14 protein-coding genes are annotated in these 15,849 nt (G+C 68.8%); 13 read left to right on the top strand and 1 reads right to left on the bottom strand.

Annotated elements, in window-relative coordinates; genetic code table 11:
• Window positions 1–45 precede the first annotated feature (45 nt).
• The 4 genes from ACWD5F_RS30860 to ACWD5F_RS30845 all read left to right on the top strand — a co-directional run bounded on the left by ACWD5F_RS30860 (window position 46) and on the right by ACWD5F_RS30845 (window position 3,815).
• On the top strand, window positions 46–1,089 hold the full coding sequence (locus ACWD5F_RS30860) for an Rv2578c family radical SAM protein (RefSeq protein WP_451259320.1): 1,044 nt from the start codon (window positions 46–48) through the stop codon (window positions 1,087–1,089).
• 135 nt (window positions 1,090–1,224) lie between these two features.
• Window positions 1,225–2,802, top strand: coding sequence for an alpha/beta hydrolase (locus ACWD5F_RS30855; RefSeq protein WP_451259318.1), 1,578 nt, complete (start codon window positions 1,225–1,227; stop codon window positions 2,800–2,802).
• Window positions 2,803–2,883: 81 nt separating this feature from the next.
• Window positions 2,884–3,282, top strand: coding sequence for a RidA family protein (locus tag ACWD5F_RS30850; RefSeq protein WP_451259316.1), 399 nt, complete (start codon window positions 2,884–2,886; stop codon window positions 3,280–3,282).
• A gap of 32 nt (window positions 3,283–3,314) precedes the next feature.
• Complete coding sequence (locus ACWD5F_RS30845) at window positions 3,315–3,815, top strand: N-acetyltransferase family protein (RefSeq protein ID WP_451259314.1); 501 nt, start codon at window positions 3,315–3,317, stop codon at window positions 3,813–3,815.
• Between the two features lie 49 nt (window positions 3,816–3,864).
• On the opposite strand, the gene ACWD5F_RS30840 is transcribed toward ACWD5F_RS30845, so the two are convergent.
• Window positions 3,865–4,440, bottom strand: coding sequence for an adenylosuccinate lyase (locus tag ACWD5F_RS30840; RefSeq protein ID WP_401718438.1), 576 nt, complete (start codon window positions 4,438–4,440; stop codon window positions 3,865–3,867).
• A 384-nt stretch (window positions 4,441–4,824) separates the two neighbouring features.
• Between ACWD5F_RS30840 and ACWD5F_RS30835 the strand changes: the two genes are divergently transcribed.
• From ACWD5F_RS30835 to pssA, 9 genes are all read left to right on the top strand, one after another.
• Window positions 4,825–6,630 (top strand): 3-hydroxyacyl-CoA dehydrogenase family protein, encoded by a 1,806-nt coding sequence (locus ACWD5F_RS30835; protein WP_451259312.1) that lies wholly within the window; start codon window positions 4,825–4,827, stop codon window positions 6,628–6,630.
• A 160-nt stretch (window positions 6,631–6,790) separates the two neighbouring features.
• The gene (locus tag ACWD5F_RS30830; RefSeq protein ID WP_451259310.1) at window positions 6,791–7,603 is read left to right on the top strand and encodes a TetR family transcriptional regulator; all 813 of its coding nucleotides are present in this window, start codon (window positions 6,791–6,793) and stop codon (window positions 7,601–7,603) included.
• A gap of 403 nt (window positions 7,604–8,006) precedes the next feature.
• Window positions 8,007–9,350 carry a crotonyl-CoA carboxylase/reductase gene (gene ccrA / locus ACWD5F_RS30825; RefSeq protein WP_451259308.1) on the top strand — a complete coding sequence of 448 codons (1,344 nt, stop codon included), beginning with the start codon at window positions 8,007–8,009 and terminating at the stop codon, window positions 9,348–9,350.
• A 17-nt stretch (window positions 9,351–9,367) separates the two neighbouring features.
• Entirely contained in the window at window positions 9,368–11,416 is a 2,049-nt protein-coding gene (locus ACWD5F_RS30820) for a protein meaA (protein WP_401718428.1), read from the top strand.
• A complete protein-coding gene (locus tag ACWD5F_RS30815; protein ID WP_401718425.1) occupies window positions 11,413–12,384 on the top strand; it encodes an HpcH/HpaI aldolase/citrate lyase family protein in 972 nt (323 codons plus the stop codon). The genes ACWD5F_RS30820 and ACWD5F_RS30815 overlap by 4 nt, the downstream gene beginning before the upstream one ends.
• A 2-nt stretch (window positions 12,385–12,386) precedes the next feature.
• Window positions 12,387–12,899 carry a MaoC family dehydratase gene (locus tag ACWD5F_RS30810; RefSeq protein WP_401718550.1) on the top strand — a complete coding sequence of 171 codons (513 nt, stop codon included), beginning with the start codon at window positions 12,387–12,389 and terminating at the stop codon, window positions 12,897–12,899.
• 2 nt (window positions 12,900–12,901) lie between these two features.
• Complete coding sequence (locus ACWD5F_RS30805) at window positions 12,902–14,107, top strand: acyl-CoA dehydrogenase family protein (protein ID WP_401718422.1); 1,206 nt, start codon at window positions 12,902–12,904, stop codon at window positions 14,105–14,107.
• Window positions 14,108–14,277: 170 nt separating this feature from the next.
• Window positions 14,278–14,934 carry a phosphatidylserine decarboxylase gene (locus ACWD5F_RS30800; RefSeq protein ID WP_124002280.1) on the top strand — a complete coding sequence of 219 codons (657 nt, stop codon included), beginning with the start codon at window positions 14,278–14,280 and terminating at the stop codon, window positions 14,932–14,934.
• A gap of 58 nt (window positions 14,935–14,992) precedes the next feature.
• Complete coding sequence (gene pssA, locus ACWD5F_RS30795; RefSeq protein WP_124002281.1) at window positions 14,993–15,775, top strand: CDP-diacylglycerol--serine O-phosphatidyltransferase; 783 nt, start codon at window positions 14,993–14,995, stop codon at window positions 15,773–15,775.
• Window positions 15,776–15,849: the final 74 nt, after the last annotated feature.

The following is a 15,849-nucleotide window of genomic DNA, read 5'->3' as shown; positions in this document are numbered from 1 at the left end:
GAACAAGTGTTTCACTCTGGGGGCAGGCCTACCGAAGGAGGCGTCATGCGCTGGGAGAACCTCACCGTCGAGTCCGGCGGCCACAGCCGGCCGAACGACGCCGCGCTGTTCGGCGCGGACGCCGTGATCACCCGCACCTTCGACACCCCCGAGTTCCGCGGGATCACCTTCCACGAGGTGCGCGCCCGCTCGATCATCAACCGGGTGCCGGGGGCCTCCCGAATGCCGTTCGAATGGACGGTGAACCCCTATCGCGGCTGCTCGCACGCGTGCGTGTACTGCTTCGCCCGCAAGACGCACAGCTATCTGGACCTGGACACGGGGATCGACTTCGACTCCCAGATCGTCGTCAAGACGAACGCCCCGGAGCTGCTGCGCCGCCAGCTCGGCTCACGGCGCTGGCAGGGCGAGCACATAGCGATGGGCACCAACGTCGACTGCTACCAGCGCGCCGAGGGCCGCTACGGCCTGATGCCGGGGATCATCTCCGCGCTGCGCGACCACGCCAACCCCTTCTCGATCCTGACGAAGGGCACGCTGATCCTGCGCGACCTCGATCTGCTGCGGCAGGCCGCCGAGGTGACCGACGTGGGCATCTCCGTCTCGGTCGGCTTCACCGACCCCGAGCTGTGGCGCACCGTGGAGCCGGGCACGCCCGCCCCGGAGCGCCGCCTGGACGTCGTACGCGCCCTCGCCGAGCACGGCATCGACTGCGGGGTCCTGATGGCCCCGGTGCTCCCGTTCCTGAGCGACGACCCGGCCCAACTGCGCGCCACCGTGCGCGCGATCGCCGCCTCCGGGGCCGGCTCCGTCACGCCGTTGGTGCTGCATCTACGGCCCGGCGCCCGCGAGTGGTTCATGGCCTGGCTCGGCCGGCACCACCCGTATCTGGTGCGCCGCTACGAGCGGCTGTACGCGGACGGCGCGTACGCCCCGAAGTGGTACCAGCGCCGGATCACCCGTCAGGTGCACGAGCTGGCCCAGGAGTACGGGATCGGCCCCACGCGCGCGGGGATGCCCCGGCGGATCACGCCCCCGGAGCCGGCCGAGGAGGCGGTGTCCGAACCGACCCAACTCTCGCTGATCTGAGAGCGTTCGAGCGCATCCCTCGCTCCGATCGGGTCAAGTATCGGCAGAACGCGTTCTTCCGGTGCCCCTTTCCGGGACGATGCGGCGAGGACCACGAGCCCCGCGGTCCGAAACCCTCCGTCCTGGGAGGACTCCATGAGAAAACGCGCAGCAGTGCTGTGCGGCGTCGCCGTCGTGGTGGCCGGAACCTTCACGGCCGTGCCCGCCGACGCGAGCGCCCCGAGCAGCGCGGCGGCCGCTCCCGTCGCGAAGCTCACCTGGAAGAAATGCGGCACCACCGACTATCCGACGCTCCAGTGCGCGTCCCTCAAAGTGCCCCTCGATCACGCGAAGCCGCACGGGCGGCAGATCACCCTCGCCCTCTCGCGCGTGCCGCACACCGCGAGCAAGAGCCAGGGTCCCCTGCTGGTCAACCCCGGCGGTCCCGGCGGCAGCGGCCTCTCGCTCGCCGGCTTCGTCGCGTCCTCGCTGCCCAAGGCGGTGGCGTCCCAGTACGACGTCATCGGCTTCGACCCTCGCGGGGTCGGCGCGAGCCAACCGGCCCTCGACTGCAAGCCGGGCTACTTCAACCCGGTGCGCCCGGACTCGGTGCCGAGCACACCGGCGATCGAGAAGGCCAACCTCAAGCGCGCCAAGTCCTTCGCGGACGCCTGCGGCAAGAAGTACGCGAGCCTGCTGCCGTACATCGACACGATCAGCGCCGTGCGGGACATGGACTCGATCCGGGCCGCACTCGGCGCCAAGAAGATCAACTACTTCGGTTACTCGTACGGCACCTACCTGGGCGCGGTCTACGCGAAGCTCTTCCCCGAGCGCGTACGGCGCCTGGTCCTGGACTCGATCGTCGACCCCACGGGCGTCTGGTACGACGACAACATCGGGCAGGACTACGCCTTCAACGACCGCCAGCGCGCCCTGATGGCGTGGATCGCGAAGTACGACTCGACGTACAAGCTCGGCACCGATCCGGAGAAGATCGAGGCCAAGTGGTACGCGGCGCGCAAGGCGCTGGCCAAGAAGCCGGCGGGCGGCAAGGTGGGCGCCTCGGAGTTCGAGGACACCTTCATCCCGGGCGGCTACTACAACGGCTACTGGCCCTACCTGGCCGAGGCGTTCGCCGCCTACGTGAACGACAAGAACGCCGATCCGCTGGTGGAGGCGTACGAGAACTTCGCCGCCATCGACGCCTCCGGGGACAACGGCTACAGCGTCTACACCGCGGTGCAGTGCCGTGACGCGTCCTGGCCGCGCGACTGGAACCAGTGGCGCAAGGACAACTGGGCGGTGTACGACAAGGCGCCCTTCATGGCCTGGAACAACGCCTGGTACAACGCGCCGTGCGCGTTCTGGCCGACGGACACCAAGCGCCCGATCAACATCGCCAACGGCAAGCTGCCGCCGGTGCTGCTGTTCCAGGCGACCAACGACGCGGCCACCCCGTACGAGGGCGGCGCGACGGTCCACCGGCTGCTCGCCGGCTCCAGTTTCGTGGTCGAGCAGGGCGGCGGGAACCACGGCATCACGCTGAGCGGGAACGCCTGCCTGGACAAGTACCTGGCGGACTACCTGAGCACCGGCAAGGTGCCACGCGGTCACGGCGAGGTCGACGCGGTGTGCCAGAAACTGCCGGACCCCGCGCCGCTTAGCTCCGCCGCGGCGGCGAAGTCCACCCGCGGTTCGACCCTGCACGGTCTGGTCGGCTTCCGCGGCTGAGCACCCACCCGGGCATCCGCGCATGAGACCCCGTCGGGGGCGGAGATCCAGGTTGTCAGACCCATGGTCCACGATGGACGCATGAGTGAGACGACCAGGATTCCCGCCCCCGACGGGGTTTTCCCCGCCGCCCAGTACAGCCACGTCGTCATCGGCACCGGCCGCTTCGTCGCGATCTCCGGTCAGCTCGCCCTCGACGAGGACGGCAAGCTCGTCGGCGACGGTGACGCGGAAGCCCAGGCGCGTCAGGTCTTCGAGAACCTCCGCCGCTGTCTGACCGCGGCCGGCGCGACCTTCGACGACGTCGTCAAACTCACCTACTTCGTCACGGACATGGCCCACCTGCCGGCGATCCGTGCGGCCCGCGTCGGCCACATACCCGACGACCGCCTCCCGGCCGCCTCGGCGGTCCAGGTCGCGGCGCTGGTGCGGCCGGAGTTCCTGATGGAGGTCGAGGCGTTCGCGGTCGTGGCCGAGTGAGCGCGCCTTCGACCGGTCTTCAGGTCCGGGACATGACGCTCGCCGACTGCGACCCGGTCGCCGAGATCCGCGTCCGCGGCTGGCGCAGCGCGTACCGCGGGCTGATCCCCCAGCCGTACCTCGACGCGATGAGTGTGCACAAGGACGCGGACCGCCGACGCGCGCGCCTGCTCCAGGGCGACGGCAGCGTGGTGAACGTCGTGGCCGAGCGGGACGGCGAAGTCGTCGGCTGGGCCTGCCACGGGCCCTACCGGGACGGTGAAGTGCCCGCCGGGGGTGTGGAGTTGTACGCGATCTACGTGGACCCGGACCGCCAGGGCACGGGTGCCGGACGCGCGCTGCTCGAGGAGTCGGTACGGCGGTGCGTGGCCGTCGACCTCACGCGCATGTACCTCTGGGTCCTCGAAGGGAACGGGCCCGCCCGGCGCTTCTACGAGCGTGCCGGATTCCGGGCCGACGGCACCGAGGAGCCCTTCGAGGTGGACGGGGTCGAGGTGCCCGAGGTCCGGTACGCCAGGGACCTCACGCTCTAGGAAGCTCACACGCCGAACACGCCGACCACTGCGACCACTGCGACCAACGTCAGCGCTGCCGCGGAATCCGCCCCAGCGCCCCCACCGCCGCCTCCGCGAGGGCAGGGTGGGCGAGCGCCTCGGTGAGTACGGGCCGGGCGCGGCCGTCCGCCAGGCTGCCGAGTCCCTCCACGCAGGCGAGGGCCACGCGCCGGTACGGGTCGTGCGGGCGCAGCCGCCGCTCCAGTGTGGTGATGAGTGCCGGCACGGACTCGGGGGCGCGCAGTTCGGTCAGCAGGCGGATGGGGTGCAGGGCGTAGGCGACGCGCAGTTCGTTGGTGGCGAGGGCGGCTGCCGCGCGGGCGGTGCGCGGGTCGCCGAGGCGGGCCAGGGCGTACGCGGCGGAGGCGCAGCGTTGCGGGTCGCGGTGGTTCAGGAACAGGACGAGGGACTCGAAGGCCCGCCGGTCGCCCGCGAGTCCGAGCTTGAACGCGGTCAACTCCCTGGCCCAAAGCGGCTGTCCGGGCTCGGTGAGCGCGTCGGCCAGCGCGTCGGGGTCCTCGACCACCACGAGCCGGTCGTACACGGCGGACGCTCCCGCCTCCGTCCGTAAACGCTCAGTGAGCGATCGCAACTCTTCGTCCATGGCACCGAGCGTAGGGGCGCCCGCGATCTCTCGGGACCTACATCACAAAGACGTACAACTACGAGAACCGGACAGGGGCTGGCGTGCTCGTTACTCACGGGTTAAGCTCAGACGAGCGAGTTACCCACTCGCGGCATTCCTTGCGGTGGCCTGGTGACGCAGCCGCCGTGAGAACAAGCGGTTCGGTGCTCAACGCACCGAGGTAGGACCCGGCTTGGGACAGGGCCGGTCGCTCTTCACCGTTTCCCCGGGCGTGTGCGCTCGTAGCCCGTAACACCCGCACTCCTCACGCACCCGGTGCGCCACCGGTCCGGCTTCGGCCCGGTTCTCTCGGCGCACCCGGGCGTGCTCCCAGTCGTCACCCCTCATTCCTGGAGTCCCGCGATGGCCACTCCCCTGTCCCACTCCCCTCTCTCCCCGATCAAAACCGTCGCCGTCGTCGGCCTCGGCACGATGGGCACCGGTATCACCGAGGTCCTCGCCAAGGCCGGCCGCGAGGTCGTCGGCATCGACATCAGCGAGGCCGCGACCGCACAGGCCGTCGCCGCCCTGGAGACCGCCACCGCCCGCGCCGTGACACGGGGCCGGCTGACCGAGCCCGAGCGCGTCGAACTGCTCGCCCGGGTCCGCACCTCCACCGACCTGCGGGCCGCGGCCGACGCCGACCTCGTCATTGAGGTGGCGCCGGAGTCGTACGAGATCAAGCAGCAGATATTCCGTGAGCTGGACGGGATCGTGCGGCCGGAGACGATCCTGGCGACCGGGACCAACGCCCTGTCCGTGACCCGGCTCGCGGCCGACTCGGCCAGGCCGGAGCGGGTGTTGGGCCTGCACTTCTTCAACCCGGCGCCCGCGATGCGGCTGGTCGAGGTCGTCTCGTCCGTGCTGACCGCGCCCACGGCCGTCAGCGCGGTCACCAATCTCGCCCTCGACCTCGGCAAGGAGCCCGTCGCGGTCGGCGACCGGCCCGGATTCGTCGCGGACGGGCTGCTGTTCGGCTATCTCAACCAGGCCGCCGCGATGTACGAGGCCAAGTACGCCTCCCGTGAGGACATCGACGCGGCGATGCGGCTCGGCTGCGGACTGCCCATGGGCCCGCTCGCGCTGCTCGACCTGATCGGCGTCGACACCGCCCGCACGGTCCTGGAGGCCATGTACGCCGCGTCCCACGACCGGCTGCACGCCCCCGCACCGATCCTCAAGCAGCTCAGCGAGGCGGGCCTGACCGGCCGCAAGTCGGGGCGCGGCTTCTACACCTACGAGGCCCCGGGCAGCGCCGTCGTCGTGCGGGACGCGCTGACACCGCTGGACGGCTCCGCCCTCACACCCGGCCGCCCGGTCCGCTCGGTCGGCGTCGCCGGCTCCGGGACCATGGCGTCGGGCATCGCCGAGGTCTTCGCCAAGGCCGGGTACGAGGTCGTGCTCGCCGCCCGCAGCGAGGAGAAGGCGCAGACCGCCAAGGCCCGGATCGGCAAGTCGCTCTCGCGCTCCGTCGACAAGGGCCGGCTGACCGCCGAGGCCGCCGCGGAGACCCTGGACCGGATCACCGCGGCGGGCTCCTACGACTCCTTCGCCGATGTCGACCTGGCCGTCGAGGCCGTCGCCGAGGACCTGGAGATCAAGCAGCAGCTGTTCGCCACCCTGGACAAGGTCTGCAAGCCGGGCGCGGTGCTGGCCACCACGACCTCGTCGCTGCCCGTCGTCGCCTGCGCCCGCGCCACCTCGCGCCCGCAGGACGTGATCGGCATGCACTTCTTCAACCCCGCACCGGCGATGAAGCTGGTCGAGGTCGTCCGTACGGTGTTGACGGCCGAGGACGTCCACGCAACCGTCCGCGAGGTCTGCGTCAAGATCAAGAAGCACGCCGTCGACTGCGGTGACCGGGCCGGATTCATCGTCAACGCCTTGCTTTTCCCGTACCTCAACAACGCGATCAAGATGGTGCAGGAGCACTACGCGACTCTTGACGACATCGACGCGGCGATGAAGTTGGGCGGCGGCTACCCGATGGGGCCTTTCGAACTCCTCGACGTGGTCGGGCTCGACGTCTCCTTGGCGATCGAGAAGGTCCTGCACCGCGAGTTCCGCGATCCGGGCCTGGCTCCCGCCCCGCTCCTGGAGCATCTGGTGGCCGCGGGCTGCCTCGGCCGCAAGACGGGCCGTGGCTTCCGCGAATATGCCCGGCGCTGACGGCGCCGGCGACTGGTTCGCGACGGAGGCGGACTGGGGCGGGCTGCTCGATCCGGGCGGCCCGCACCCGCTCCACCGGCCCGCCGTGCCCCCGCCCGTTCCGGTCCGGGGAAACCCCCGACGTGCGCACCAAGCTGCGCACATGCAGTACGTTCGGGGCATGTCCCAGCCCGCCAAGTCCTCACGAACACCAGCTACGCCCGACGCGCCGGAGAGCGCCGCAGGCAGTCGCGCGGCGGCCCAGCGGCTCAAGATGCGCCGCGAGTTGGCGGCCGCGGCGATGGAGCTGTTCTCCACCAAGGGGTACGAGGCGACCACGGTCGACGAGATCGCGGCGGCGGCCGGCGTGGCCCGCCGCACCTTCTTCCGTCACTTCCGTTCCAAGGAAGAGGCGATCTTCCCGGACCACGACGACACGTTGATCCGCGCGGAGGCCGTGCTGAACGCGGCACCGGCGCACGAGCACCCGCTGGACACGGTGTGCCGGGGCATCAAGGAAGTCATGCGGATGTACGCGGCCCGGCCGGAGATCTCGGTCGCCCGCTACAAGCTCACGCGCGAGGTGCCCACCCTGCGCGAGGCGGAGATCGCGTCGGTGGCCCGCTACGAGCGCCTCTTCACCCGCTATCTGCTGGGCCACTTCGACGAGCACGCGCACGACGACGACGCCAACGACGACCCGCTGCTGGCCGAGGTCGCCGCGTCCGCCGTGGTCACGGCCCACAACCACGTCCTGCGGCGCTGGCTGCGGGCCGGCGGCCAGGGAGACGTGGAAACCCAGCTGGACCACGCCTTCGCGATCGTGCGCAAGACGTTCGGGACGGGGATCGGCGCCGGGCGCACGGCCCCGCCGAAGCCGCCGAAGCTCGCGGCGGTCTCCACCCAGGGCGAGGTCCTGGTGACCGTCGCCCGCACGGACGCCCCGCTGGACGAGGTCATGCGGACGATCGAAGAGGCACTCAGGGACCGCTGAGCGGCCTCGCCCCTGCCGGCTCTCCTGCCGGCTCTCCTGCCGGCTCCCCTGTGATGACGGCCACCCCTCGGGGTGGCCGTTTTGGCATGTCAGGGCACCTTTTCGCGCGAATTTCAGAGCCCGTTCGATCGATCATCGCTCATTTGTTACGTAAAGATTTCACCTGAGAGGAATTCCTGGCACTCAGTGCCTTGCGAGGTGACACGCGGTGTCATACGTTGAAGGAGTCCGGGCGGCCGGCGTGCAGAGACCTCACGTACGCCGGCTGTCCCAGCAAGTCATCGACCTGCCCGCCCGGACGCCTGCGTCACAGGCAACCTCCCGCGCCACAAAGCGCCCTCAGCAGCACCGACGTAACCCTCAGCGTCTCCCCCTCAAGACGCCATTCGCCGGAGGCATCACCGTGACCGTGAAGGACATCCTGGACGCGATCCAGTCGCCGGACTCCACGCAGGGCGACTTCGCCGCCCTGCCGCTCCCCGACTCGTACCGCGCGATCACCGTGCACAAGGACGAGACGGAGATGTTCGCGGGCATGCAGACCCGCGACAAGGACCCGCGCAAGTCGCTCCACCTGGACGACGTGCCCCTGCCCGAACTGGGCCCGGGCGAGGCCCTGGTGGCCGTCATGGCCTCCTCGGTCAACTACAACTCCGTGTGGACCTCGATCTTCGAGCCGCTGTCGACCTTCGGCTTCCTGGAGCGCTACGGCAAGGTCAGCGAGCTCACCAAGCGGCACGACCTGCCGTACCACATCATCGGCTCCGACCTCGCGGGCGTGGTCCTGCGCACCGGCCCCGGCGTGAACGCCTGGAAGCCGGGCGACGAGGTCGTCGCGCACTGCCTCTCCGTCGAGCTGGAGTCCAGCGACGGGCACAACGACACGATGCTCGACCCCGAGCAGCGGATCTGGGGCTTCGAGACCAACTTCGGCGGCCTCGCCGAGATCGCCCTGGTCAAGTCCAACCAGCTGATGCCCAAGCCGGACCACCTCAGCTGGGAGGAGGCCGCCTCCCCGGGGCTGGTCAACTCCACCGCCTACCGCCAGCTGGTGTCCCGCAACGGCGCCGGCATGAAGCAGGGCGACAACGTCCTGATCTGGGGCGCCAGCGGCGGACTCGGCTCCTACGCCACCCAGTTCGCCCTCGCCGGCGGCGCCACGCCGATCTGTGTCGTCTCCAGCCCCGAGAAGGCCGACATCTGCCGGGCGATGGGCGCCGAGGCGGTCATCGACCGCAACGCGGAGGGCTACAAGTTCTGGAAGGACGAGCGGACCCAGGACCCGAAGGAATGGAAGCGGTTCGGCAAGCGCATCCGTGAACTCACCGGCGGGGAAGACATCGACATCGTCTTCGAGCACCCCGGCCGCGAGACCTTCGGCGCCTCCGTGTACGTGACCCGCAAGGGCGGCACCATCACCACCTGCGCCTCGACCTCGGGCTACATGCACGAGTACGACAACCGCTACCTGTGGATGTCCCTGAAGCGGATCATCGGCTCGCACTTCGCCAACTACCGCGAGGCCTGGGAGGCCAACCGGCTGATCGCGAAGGGCAAGATCCACCCCACCCTGTCGCGCGTGTACTCCCTGGAGGACACCGGACAGGCCGCCTACGACGTGCACCGCAACCTCCACCAGGGCAAGGTCGGAGTGCTGTGCCTGGCGCCCGAGGAGGGCCTGGGCGTGCGCGACCACGAGAAGCGCGCCCAGCACGTCGACGCCATCAACCGCTTCCGCAACGTCTGAGACACCCGAGGTCATAGATGACTGAGCGTCAGAATGCCGACGGCATGCGGGAGAAGGACCGGCCGTGGCTCATGCGCACGTATGCCGGTCACTCCACGGCCGAGGCGTCCAACGAGCTGTACCGGCGCAACCTCGCCAAGGGCCAGACCGGTCTGTCGGTGGCGTTCGACCTGCCGACGCAGACCGGCTACGACTCCGACCACGTCCTCGCTCGCGGCGAGGTCGGCCGGGTCGGCGTGCCGATCGCGCACCTCGGTGACATGCGCCGGCTGTTCCAGGACATCCCCCTGGAGCAGATGAACACCTCGATGACGATCAACGCCACCGCCATGTGGCTGCTGGCGCTCTACCAGGTCGTCGCCGAGGAGCAGGGCGCGGACATCACCCAGCTCTCCGGCACGACCCAGAACGACATCGTCAAGGAGTACCTGTCGCGGGGCACGCACGTGTTCCCGCCGGTGCCCTCGCTCCGGCTGACGACGGACATGATCGCGTACACGGTCTCCCACCTGCCGAAGTGGAACCCGATCAACATCTGCAGCTACCACTTGCAGGAGGCGGGCGCCACGCCGGTGCAGGAGATCGCGTACGCGATGTCCACGGCGATCGCGGTGCTCGACGCCGTGCGCGACTCGGGCCAGGTGCCCGCCGAGAAGTTCGGTGACGTGGTCGCCCGTATCTCCTTCTTCGTGAACGCCGGTGTGCGGTTCATCGAGGAGATGTGCAAGATGCGGGCGTTCGGCCGGATCTGGGACCAGGTCACGCGGGAGCGGTACGGCATCGAGAACGCCAAGCAGCGGCGCTTCCGGTACGGCGTCCAGGTCAACTCGCTGGGGCTGACGGAGGCGCAGCCGGAGAACAACGTCCAGCGGATCGTGCTGGAGATGCTCGCCGTGACGCTGTCCAAGGACGCACGCGCGCGTGCCGTGCAACTCCCGGCCTGGAACGAGGCGTTGGGCCTGCCCCGTCCCTGGGACCAGCAGTGGTCGCTGCGCATCCAGCAGGTGCTCGCCCACGAGAGCGACCTGCTGGAGTACGCGGACATCTTCGACGGCTCGCACGTCATCGAGGCGAAGGTGGCGGTGCTGGTCGAGGAGTCGCTCGCGGAGATGGCGCGGATCGAGGAGATGGGCGGCGCGATGGCCGCCGTGGAGTCGGGCTACCTCAAGTCGCAGCTCGTCTCCTCGCACGCCGAGCGCAGGGCTCGTATCGAGTCCGGTCAAGAGAAGATCGTGGGCGTCAACATCTACGAGACGACCGAGCCCAATCCATTGACGGCCGATCTCGACACAGCCATCCAGACAGTCGATCCGGCTGTCGAGGCTCAGGTCATCGCCTCGCTCCAGCACTGGCGCGACACGCGCTACCAGCCGCCCTTCAACCACCCGCGCCCGTGCAAGGCGCTGGAGCGGCTGAAGGAGGCCGCCAAGGGCACCGACAACCTCATGGAGGCCACCCTGGAGTGCGCCCGCGCGGGTGTCACGACCGGCGAGTGGGCCGGGGCCCTGCGCGAGGTGTTCGGGGAGTTCCGGGCGCCGACGGGCGTCTCGTCGGCGCCGGTGGCGGTGCCGGCCGAGGAGGGCTCGGCGATGAGCGAGGTGCGCCGCAAGGTGGACCTGACGGCGAAGGACCTCGGCGTCGGCAAGCTGCGCTTCCTGGTCGGCAAGCCGGGCCTGGACGGGCACTCCAACGGCGCCGAGCAGATCGCCGTACGCGCGCGTGACGCCGGCTTCGAAGTCGTCTACCAGGGCATCAGGCTGACGCCCGAGCAGATCGTGGACGCGGCCGTCGCCGAGGACGTGCACGCGGTCGGTCTGTCCATCCTGTCCGGCTCGCACGCGCAGCTGGTCCCGGACGTGCTGGAGCGGCTCCGTGTGGCCGGTGCCACAGATATACCCGTGATCGCCGGTGGCATCATCCCCAATGGTGACGCCGAGCAGCTGCGGGCCGCCGGAGTGGCCGCGGTCTTCACACCGAAGGACTTCGACATCACCGGCATCATCGGCCGCATCGTCGACGAGATCCGGAAAGCGAACAAGCTCGACCCTCTGGAGGTCCCCGCATGACCACGCCCGCCCCCGTGAACCGGCTCCGGCCGCGGCGCTCCTGCCTCGCGGTCCCCGGGAGCAATCCGCGCTTCCTGGAGAAGGCGCAGGGCCTCCCCGCCGACCAGGTCTTCCTCGACCTGGAGGACGCGTGCGCCCCGCTCGCCAAGCCGGAGGCACGGCACACGATCGTCAAGTTCCTCAACGAGGGCGACTGGACGGGCAAGACGAGGGTCGTGCGCGTCAACGACTGGACGACCGAGTGGACGTACCGCGATGTCGTCACGGTCGTCGAGGGCGCGGGTCCCAACCTCGACTGCATCATGCTGCCGAAGGTCCAGGACGCCCAGCAGGTCGTGGCGCTGGACCTGTTGCTGACGCAGATCGAGAAGACGATGGGCTTCGAGGTCGGCAAGATCGGTATCGAGGCGCAGATCGAGAACGCGCAGGGCCTCAACAACGTCAATGCGATCGCTCAAGCCAGTCAACGTGTCGAGACGATCATCTTCGGCCCGGCCGACTTCATGGCGTCGATCAACATGAAGTCGCTCGTCGTGGGCGAACAGCCGCCCGGCTACCCGGCGGACGCCTACCACTACATCCTGATGAAGATCCTGATGGCCGCCCGCGCCAACAACCTCCAGGCGATCGACGGCCCCTACCTCCAGATCCGCAACGTGGACGGCTACCGCGAGGTCGCGCGGCGCGCCGCCGCGCTCGGCTTCGACGGCAAGTGGGTGCTGCACCCGGGCCAGGTCGAGGCGTCCAACGAGATCTTCTCGCCCTCCCAGGAGGACTTCGACCACGCCGAGCTGATCCTGGACGCGTACGAGTACTACACGTCCGAGGCGGGCGGCAAGAAGGGCTCGGCGATGATCGGCGACGAGATGATCGACGAGGCCAGTCGCAAGATGGCGCTGGTCATCTCCGGCAAGGGGCGCGCGGCCGGCATGAAGCGCACCACCGAGTTCGAGATTCCGGAGGCGTGAGCATGCAGTTCGGGCGCACCTACGAGGAGTTCGAGGTCGGGGCCGTCTACAAGCACTGGCCCGGGAAGACGGTCACGGAGTACGACGACCATCTGTTCTGTCTTCTCACCATGAACCACCACCCGCTCCACCTGGACGCCAACTACGCCGAGAACACGACGGACTTCGGCAAGAACGTGGTGGTCGGCAACTACATCTACTCGCTGTTGCTGGGCATGTCCGTGCCGGACGTCTCCGGCAAGGCGATCGCCAACCTGGAGATCGAGTCGCTCAAGCACGTGGCGCCGACCTTCCACGGCGACACGCTGTACGGCGAGACGACGGTGCTCGACAAGACGCCCTCGAAGTCGAAGAACGACCGCGGGATCGTCCATGTCGAGACCAAGGGATACAAGCAGGACGGCACGCTGGTCTGCGTGTTCCGCCGCAAGGTGATGGTGCCGACCGAGACGTACATCAAGGAGCGCGGCGGCGAGCAGCCGGGCCGCCCCGACCTGAAGCAGCAGGAGAAGTAGCCATGGCGCGCCTCGCCCAGACCGCGGGTCTGACCGACGTCCAGCAGGAGATCCTGTCCACCGTCCGCGACTTCGTGGACAAGGAGATCATCCCGGTCGCGACCGAGCTGGAGCACCGCGACGAGTATCCGCAGCAGATCGTCGACGGGCTCAAGGAGTTGGGCCTGTTCGGTCTGATGATCCCCGAGGAGTACGGGGGTCTGGGCGAGTCGTTGCTCACCTACGCCCTGTGCGTCGAGGAGATCGCCCGCGGCTGGATGTCGGTGTCCGGCATCATCAACACCCATTTCATCGTGGCCTACATGCTCAAGCAGCACGGCACCCAGGAGCAGCGGGAGCACTTCCTGCCGCGCATGGCGGCCGGCGACATCCGCGGCGCCTTCTCGATGTCGGAGCCGGGTCTCGGCTCGGACGTCTCCGCCATCACCTCCAAGGCAGTGAAGGAGGGGGACGATTACGTCCTGACCGGTCAGAAGATGTGGCTGACCAACGGTGGCACGTCAAATCTGGTCGCCGTACTCGTCCGAAGTGACGAAGGACACCCCGAAGGCACCGCGCCCCACAAGTCGATGACGACCTTCCTGGTCGAGAAGGAGCCCGGTTTCGGTGAGGTCCGTCCCGGGCTCACGATCCCCGGGAAGATCGACAAGATGGGCTACAAGGGCGTCGACACCACCGAGTTGATCATGGATGGCCTGCGCGTTCCCGCCGATCGCGTGCTCGGCGGGACCACGGGCCGAGGTTTTTACCAAATGATGGACGGCGTCGAGGTGGGCCGCGTCAACGTGGCGGCGCGTGGTTGCGGGGTCGCTCAGCGTGCCTTTGAACTGGGCGTCCGCTACGCCCAGCAACGGCACACTTTCGGCAAGCCGATCGCCCAGCACCAGGCCATCCAGTTCAAGCTGGCCGAGATGGCTACCAAGGTCGAGGCCGCCCATGCGATGATGGTCAACGCGGCACGCAAAAAGGACTCGGGGGAGCGAAACGACCTTGAGGCTGGGATGGCGAAGTACCTCGCGTCCGAGTACTGCAAGGAGGTCGTGGAGGACTCCTTCCGGATCCACGGCGGCTACGGCTTCTCCAAGGAGTACGAGATCGAGCGCCTCTACCGCGAGGCTCCGATGCTGCTGATCGGTGAAGGTACCGCCGAGATCCAGAAAATGATCATCGGTCGCAGGCTGCTCGAAGAGTATCGATTCCAGGGCTAGATGTCCGGATACGGGGTGTTTTCTTGGAGAAGAAGATCACACCCCGTCAGCGCCCTTCAGCCGCCGACTCGGCTTCCTGGCTTACCCAGTTGTGGCCGACGACCGGTACGATCCCGGGAAAGCCGCCGTCCCCCGTTACAGCGCGGCATCATCCGCTACGAAGGTCATCCATGCCCCACAGCCAAACCTCTGCACCACGCGACAGCCGGGCCGGCGTACGCCTCGCGCGCGGAGCATCGCCGTGGCTTCTCCCGACCGTCGCCACCGCAGCCCTCAGCCTGGTACGCGCGCGCAAGTCCGGCGCCGCCAAGGCTGTCGCCGTGCCCGCCACCGCGCTCGCGGCGGGCATGCTGTGGTTCTTCCGCGACCCCGAGCGAGAGATCGGCCCGGGCCGGGTCATCTCGCCCGCCGACGGTGTGGTGCAGAGCATCATGCCGTGGAAGGACGGTCGCACCCGCGTCGCGATCTTCATGAGCCCGCTCAACGTCCACGTCAACCGCGCGCCGCTCTCCGGCGAGGTGACGTCGGTCGAGCACATCCCCGGCGGGTTCGTTCCGGCGTTCAACAAGGAGAGCGAGAACAACGAGCGCGTAGTCTGGCATTTCGACACCGAACTCGGCGACATCGAGATGATCCAGATCGCCGGCGCGGTGGCCCGCCGCATCGTGCCCTACATCCCGCAGGGGACGAAGGTCGAGCAGGGCGACCGTATCGGTCTGATCCGCTTCGGCTCGCGCGTAGACATCTACCTGCCCGAGGGCGTGGAGGTGGCGGTCGAGGTCGGTCAGAAGACCGTGGCTGGGGTGACTCGCATTGACCGTGATTGATCCTGAGACGCAGGCCGGCTGGGTTCCGGAGGCCGACGAGGTGGACGACGAGGAGGAGATGCCCCTCTCTCTCCGCCTCTCGATAGCGGACACCCTCACGCTCGGCAACGCCACGTGCGGCTTCATGGCGGTGTACTTCACCACCACCGGCATCCTGATCCCGCACCTCACCGACAGCCAGGAATCGGGCATGGCGCGCAACAGCGCGGCCACCGCCGTGATCCTCATGCTGTGCGCGGCGGTGTTCGACCTGTTCGACGGCCTGGTCGCACGGAAGCTCCGCTCCTCCCCCATGGGCGCCGAGCTGGACAACCTCTCCGACCTGATCAGCTTCGGCCTGGCCCCGGCGTACTTCGTCCTGGTCTACGGGATGGTCGCGGACGACGCGTACCAGAAGGTGGCGGCGGTCGGTGCCGTCGTCGTGCTGCTGGCGGTGGTCCTGCGTCTGGCGCGCTTCTCGTGCGTGACAGTGCCGAACGGCATGTTCCAAGGCATGCCATCCCCGTTCGGTGCGCTGACGGTCGTATCGATCGTGCTCCTGGAGCTGCCCTTCGTGGCGACGCTCCTGGCCATCCTCGGCACCGCCTGGCTGATGGTGAGCCGGGTCGAGTACCCGAAGCCGCGCGGCCGCCTCGCCGTGGCGATGCTGGCCTGGATCGTCGTGTCCATGGGCCTCCTGGCCGCCTGGGCCTTCGACGCCCCCAGCGGTCAGCTCCTGCTCCAGACGGGCTGCGCCCTGCAGCTGGTCATGGGCGCGGTCATCCCGCTGTTCGCCACGGCCCGCCGGGTGAACAACTTCCGCGACAACCGTCGCGAGGCGCGGGCGGCACAACTCCCGTAGGACGTCTCAGCCGTACCACTCCCGAGGGGCCCGAACCGATTCCGGTTCGGGCCCCTCGGCCGTTCCTCGCTCAC

The organism is Streptomyces sp. NPDC002499 (assembly GCF_053595415.1).
Note: the sequence above shows the minus strand (reverse complement) of the source record. Positions and strands in the feature narration are given on the sequence as shown.

Excerpts from the sequence above, each read along its gene's own strand:
- ACWD5F_RS30845 (WP_451259314.1), top strand. The coding sequence starts at position 3,315 with ATGACGCTCGCCGACTGCGACCCGGTCGCCGAGATCCGCGTCCGCGGC.
- ACWD5F_RS30850 (WP_451259316.1), top strand. The coding sequence starts at position 2,884 with ATGAGTGAGACGACCAGGATTCCCGCCCCCGACGGGGTTTTCCCCGCC.
- ACWD5F_RS30815 (WP_401718425.1), top strand. The coding sequence starts at position 11,413 with ATGACCACGCCCGCCCCCGTGAACCGGCTCCGGCCGCGGCGCTCCTGC.
- ACWD5F_RS30805 (WP_401718422.1), top strand. The coding sequence starts at position 12,902 with ATGGCGCGCCTCGCCCAGACCGCGGGTCTGACCGACGTCCAGCAGGAG.
- ACWD5F_RS30835 (WP_451259312.1), top strand. The coding sequence starts at position 4,825 with ATGGCCACTCCCCTGTCCCACTCCCCTCTCTCCCCGATCAAAACCGTC.
- ACWD5F_RS30810 (WP_401718550.1), top strand. The coding sequence starts at position 12,387 with ATGCAGTTCGGGCGCACCTACGAGGAGTTCGAGGTCGGGGCCGTCTAC.
- ACWD5F_RS30800 (WP_124002280.1), top strand. The coding sequence starts at position 14,278 with ATGCCCCACAGCCAAACCTCTGCACCACGCGACAGCCGGGCCGGCGTA.
- pssA (WP_124002281.1), top strand. The coding sequence starts at position 14,993 with ATGCCCCTCTCTCTCCGCCTCTCGATAGCGGACACCCTCACGCTCGGC.
- ACWD5F_RS30840 (WP_401718438.1), bottom strand. The coding sequence starts at position 4,440 with ATGGACGAAGAGTTGCGATCGCTCACTGAGCGTTTACGGACGGAGGCG.
- ACWD5F_RS30830 (WP_451259310.1), top strand. The coding sequence starts at position 6,791 with ATGTCCCAGCCCGCCAAGTCCTCACGAACACCAGCTACGCCCGACGCG.
- ACWD5F_RS30860 (WP_451259320.1), top strand. The coding sequence starts at position 46 with ATGCGCTGGGAGAACCTCACCGTCGAGTCCGGCGGCCACAGCCGGCCG.
- ACWD5F_RS30820 (WP_401718428.1), top strand. The coding sequence starts at position 9,368 with ATGACTGAGCGTCAGAATGCCGACGGCATGCGGGAGAAGGACCGGCCG.
- ACWD5F_RS30855 (WP_451259318.1), top strand. The coding sequence starts at position 1,225 with ATGAGAAAACGCGCAGCAGTGCTGTGCGGCGTCGCCGTCGTGGTGGCC.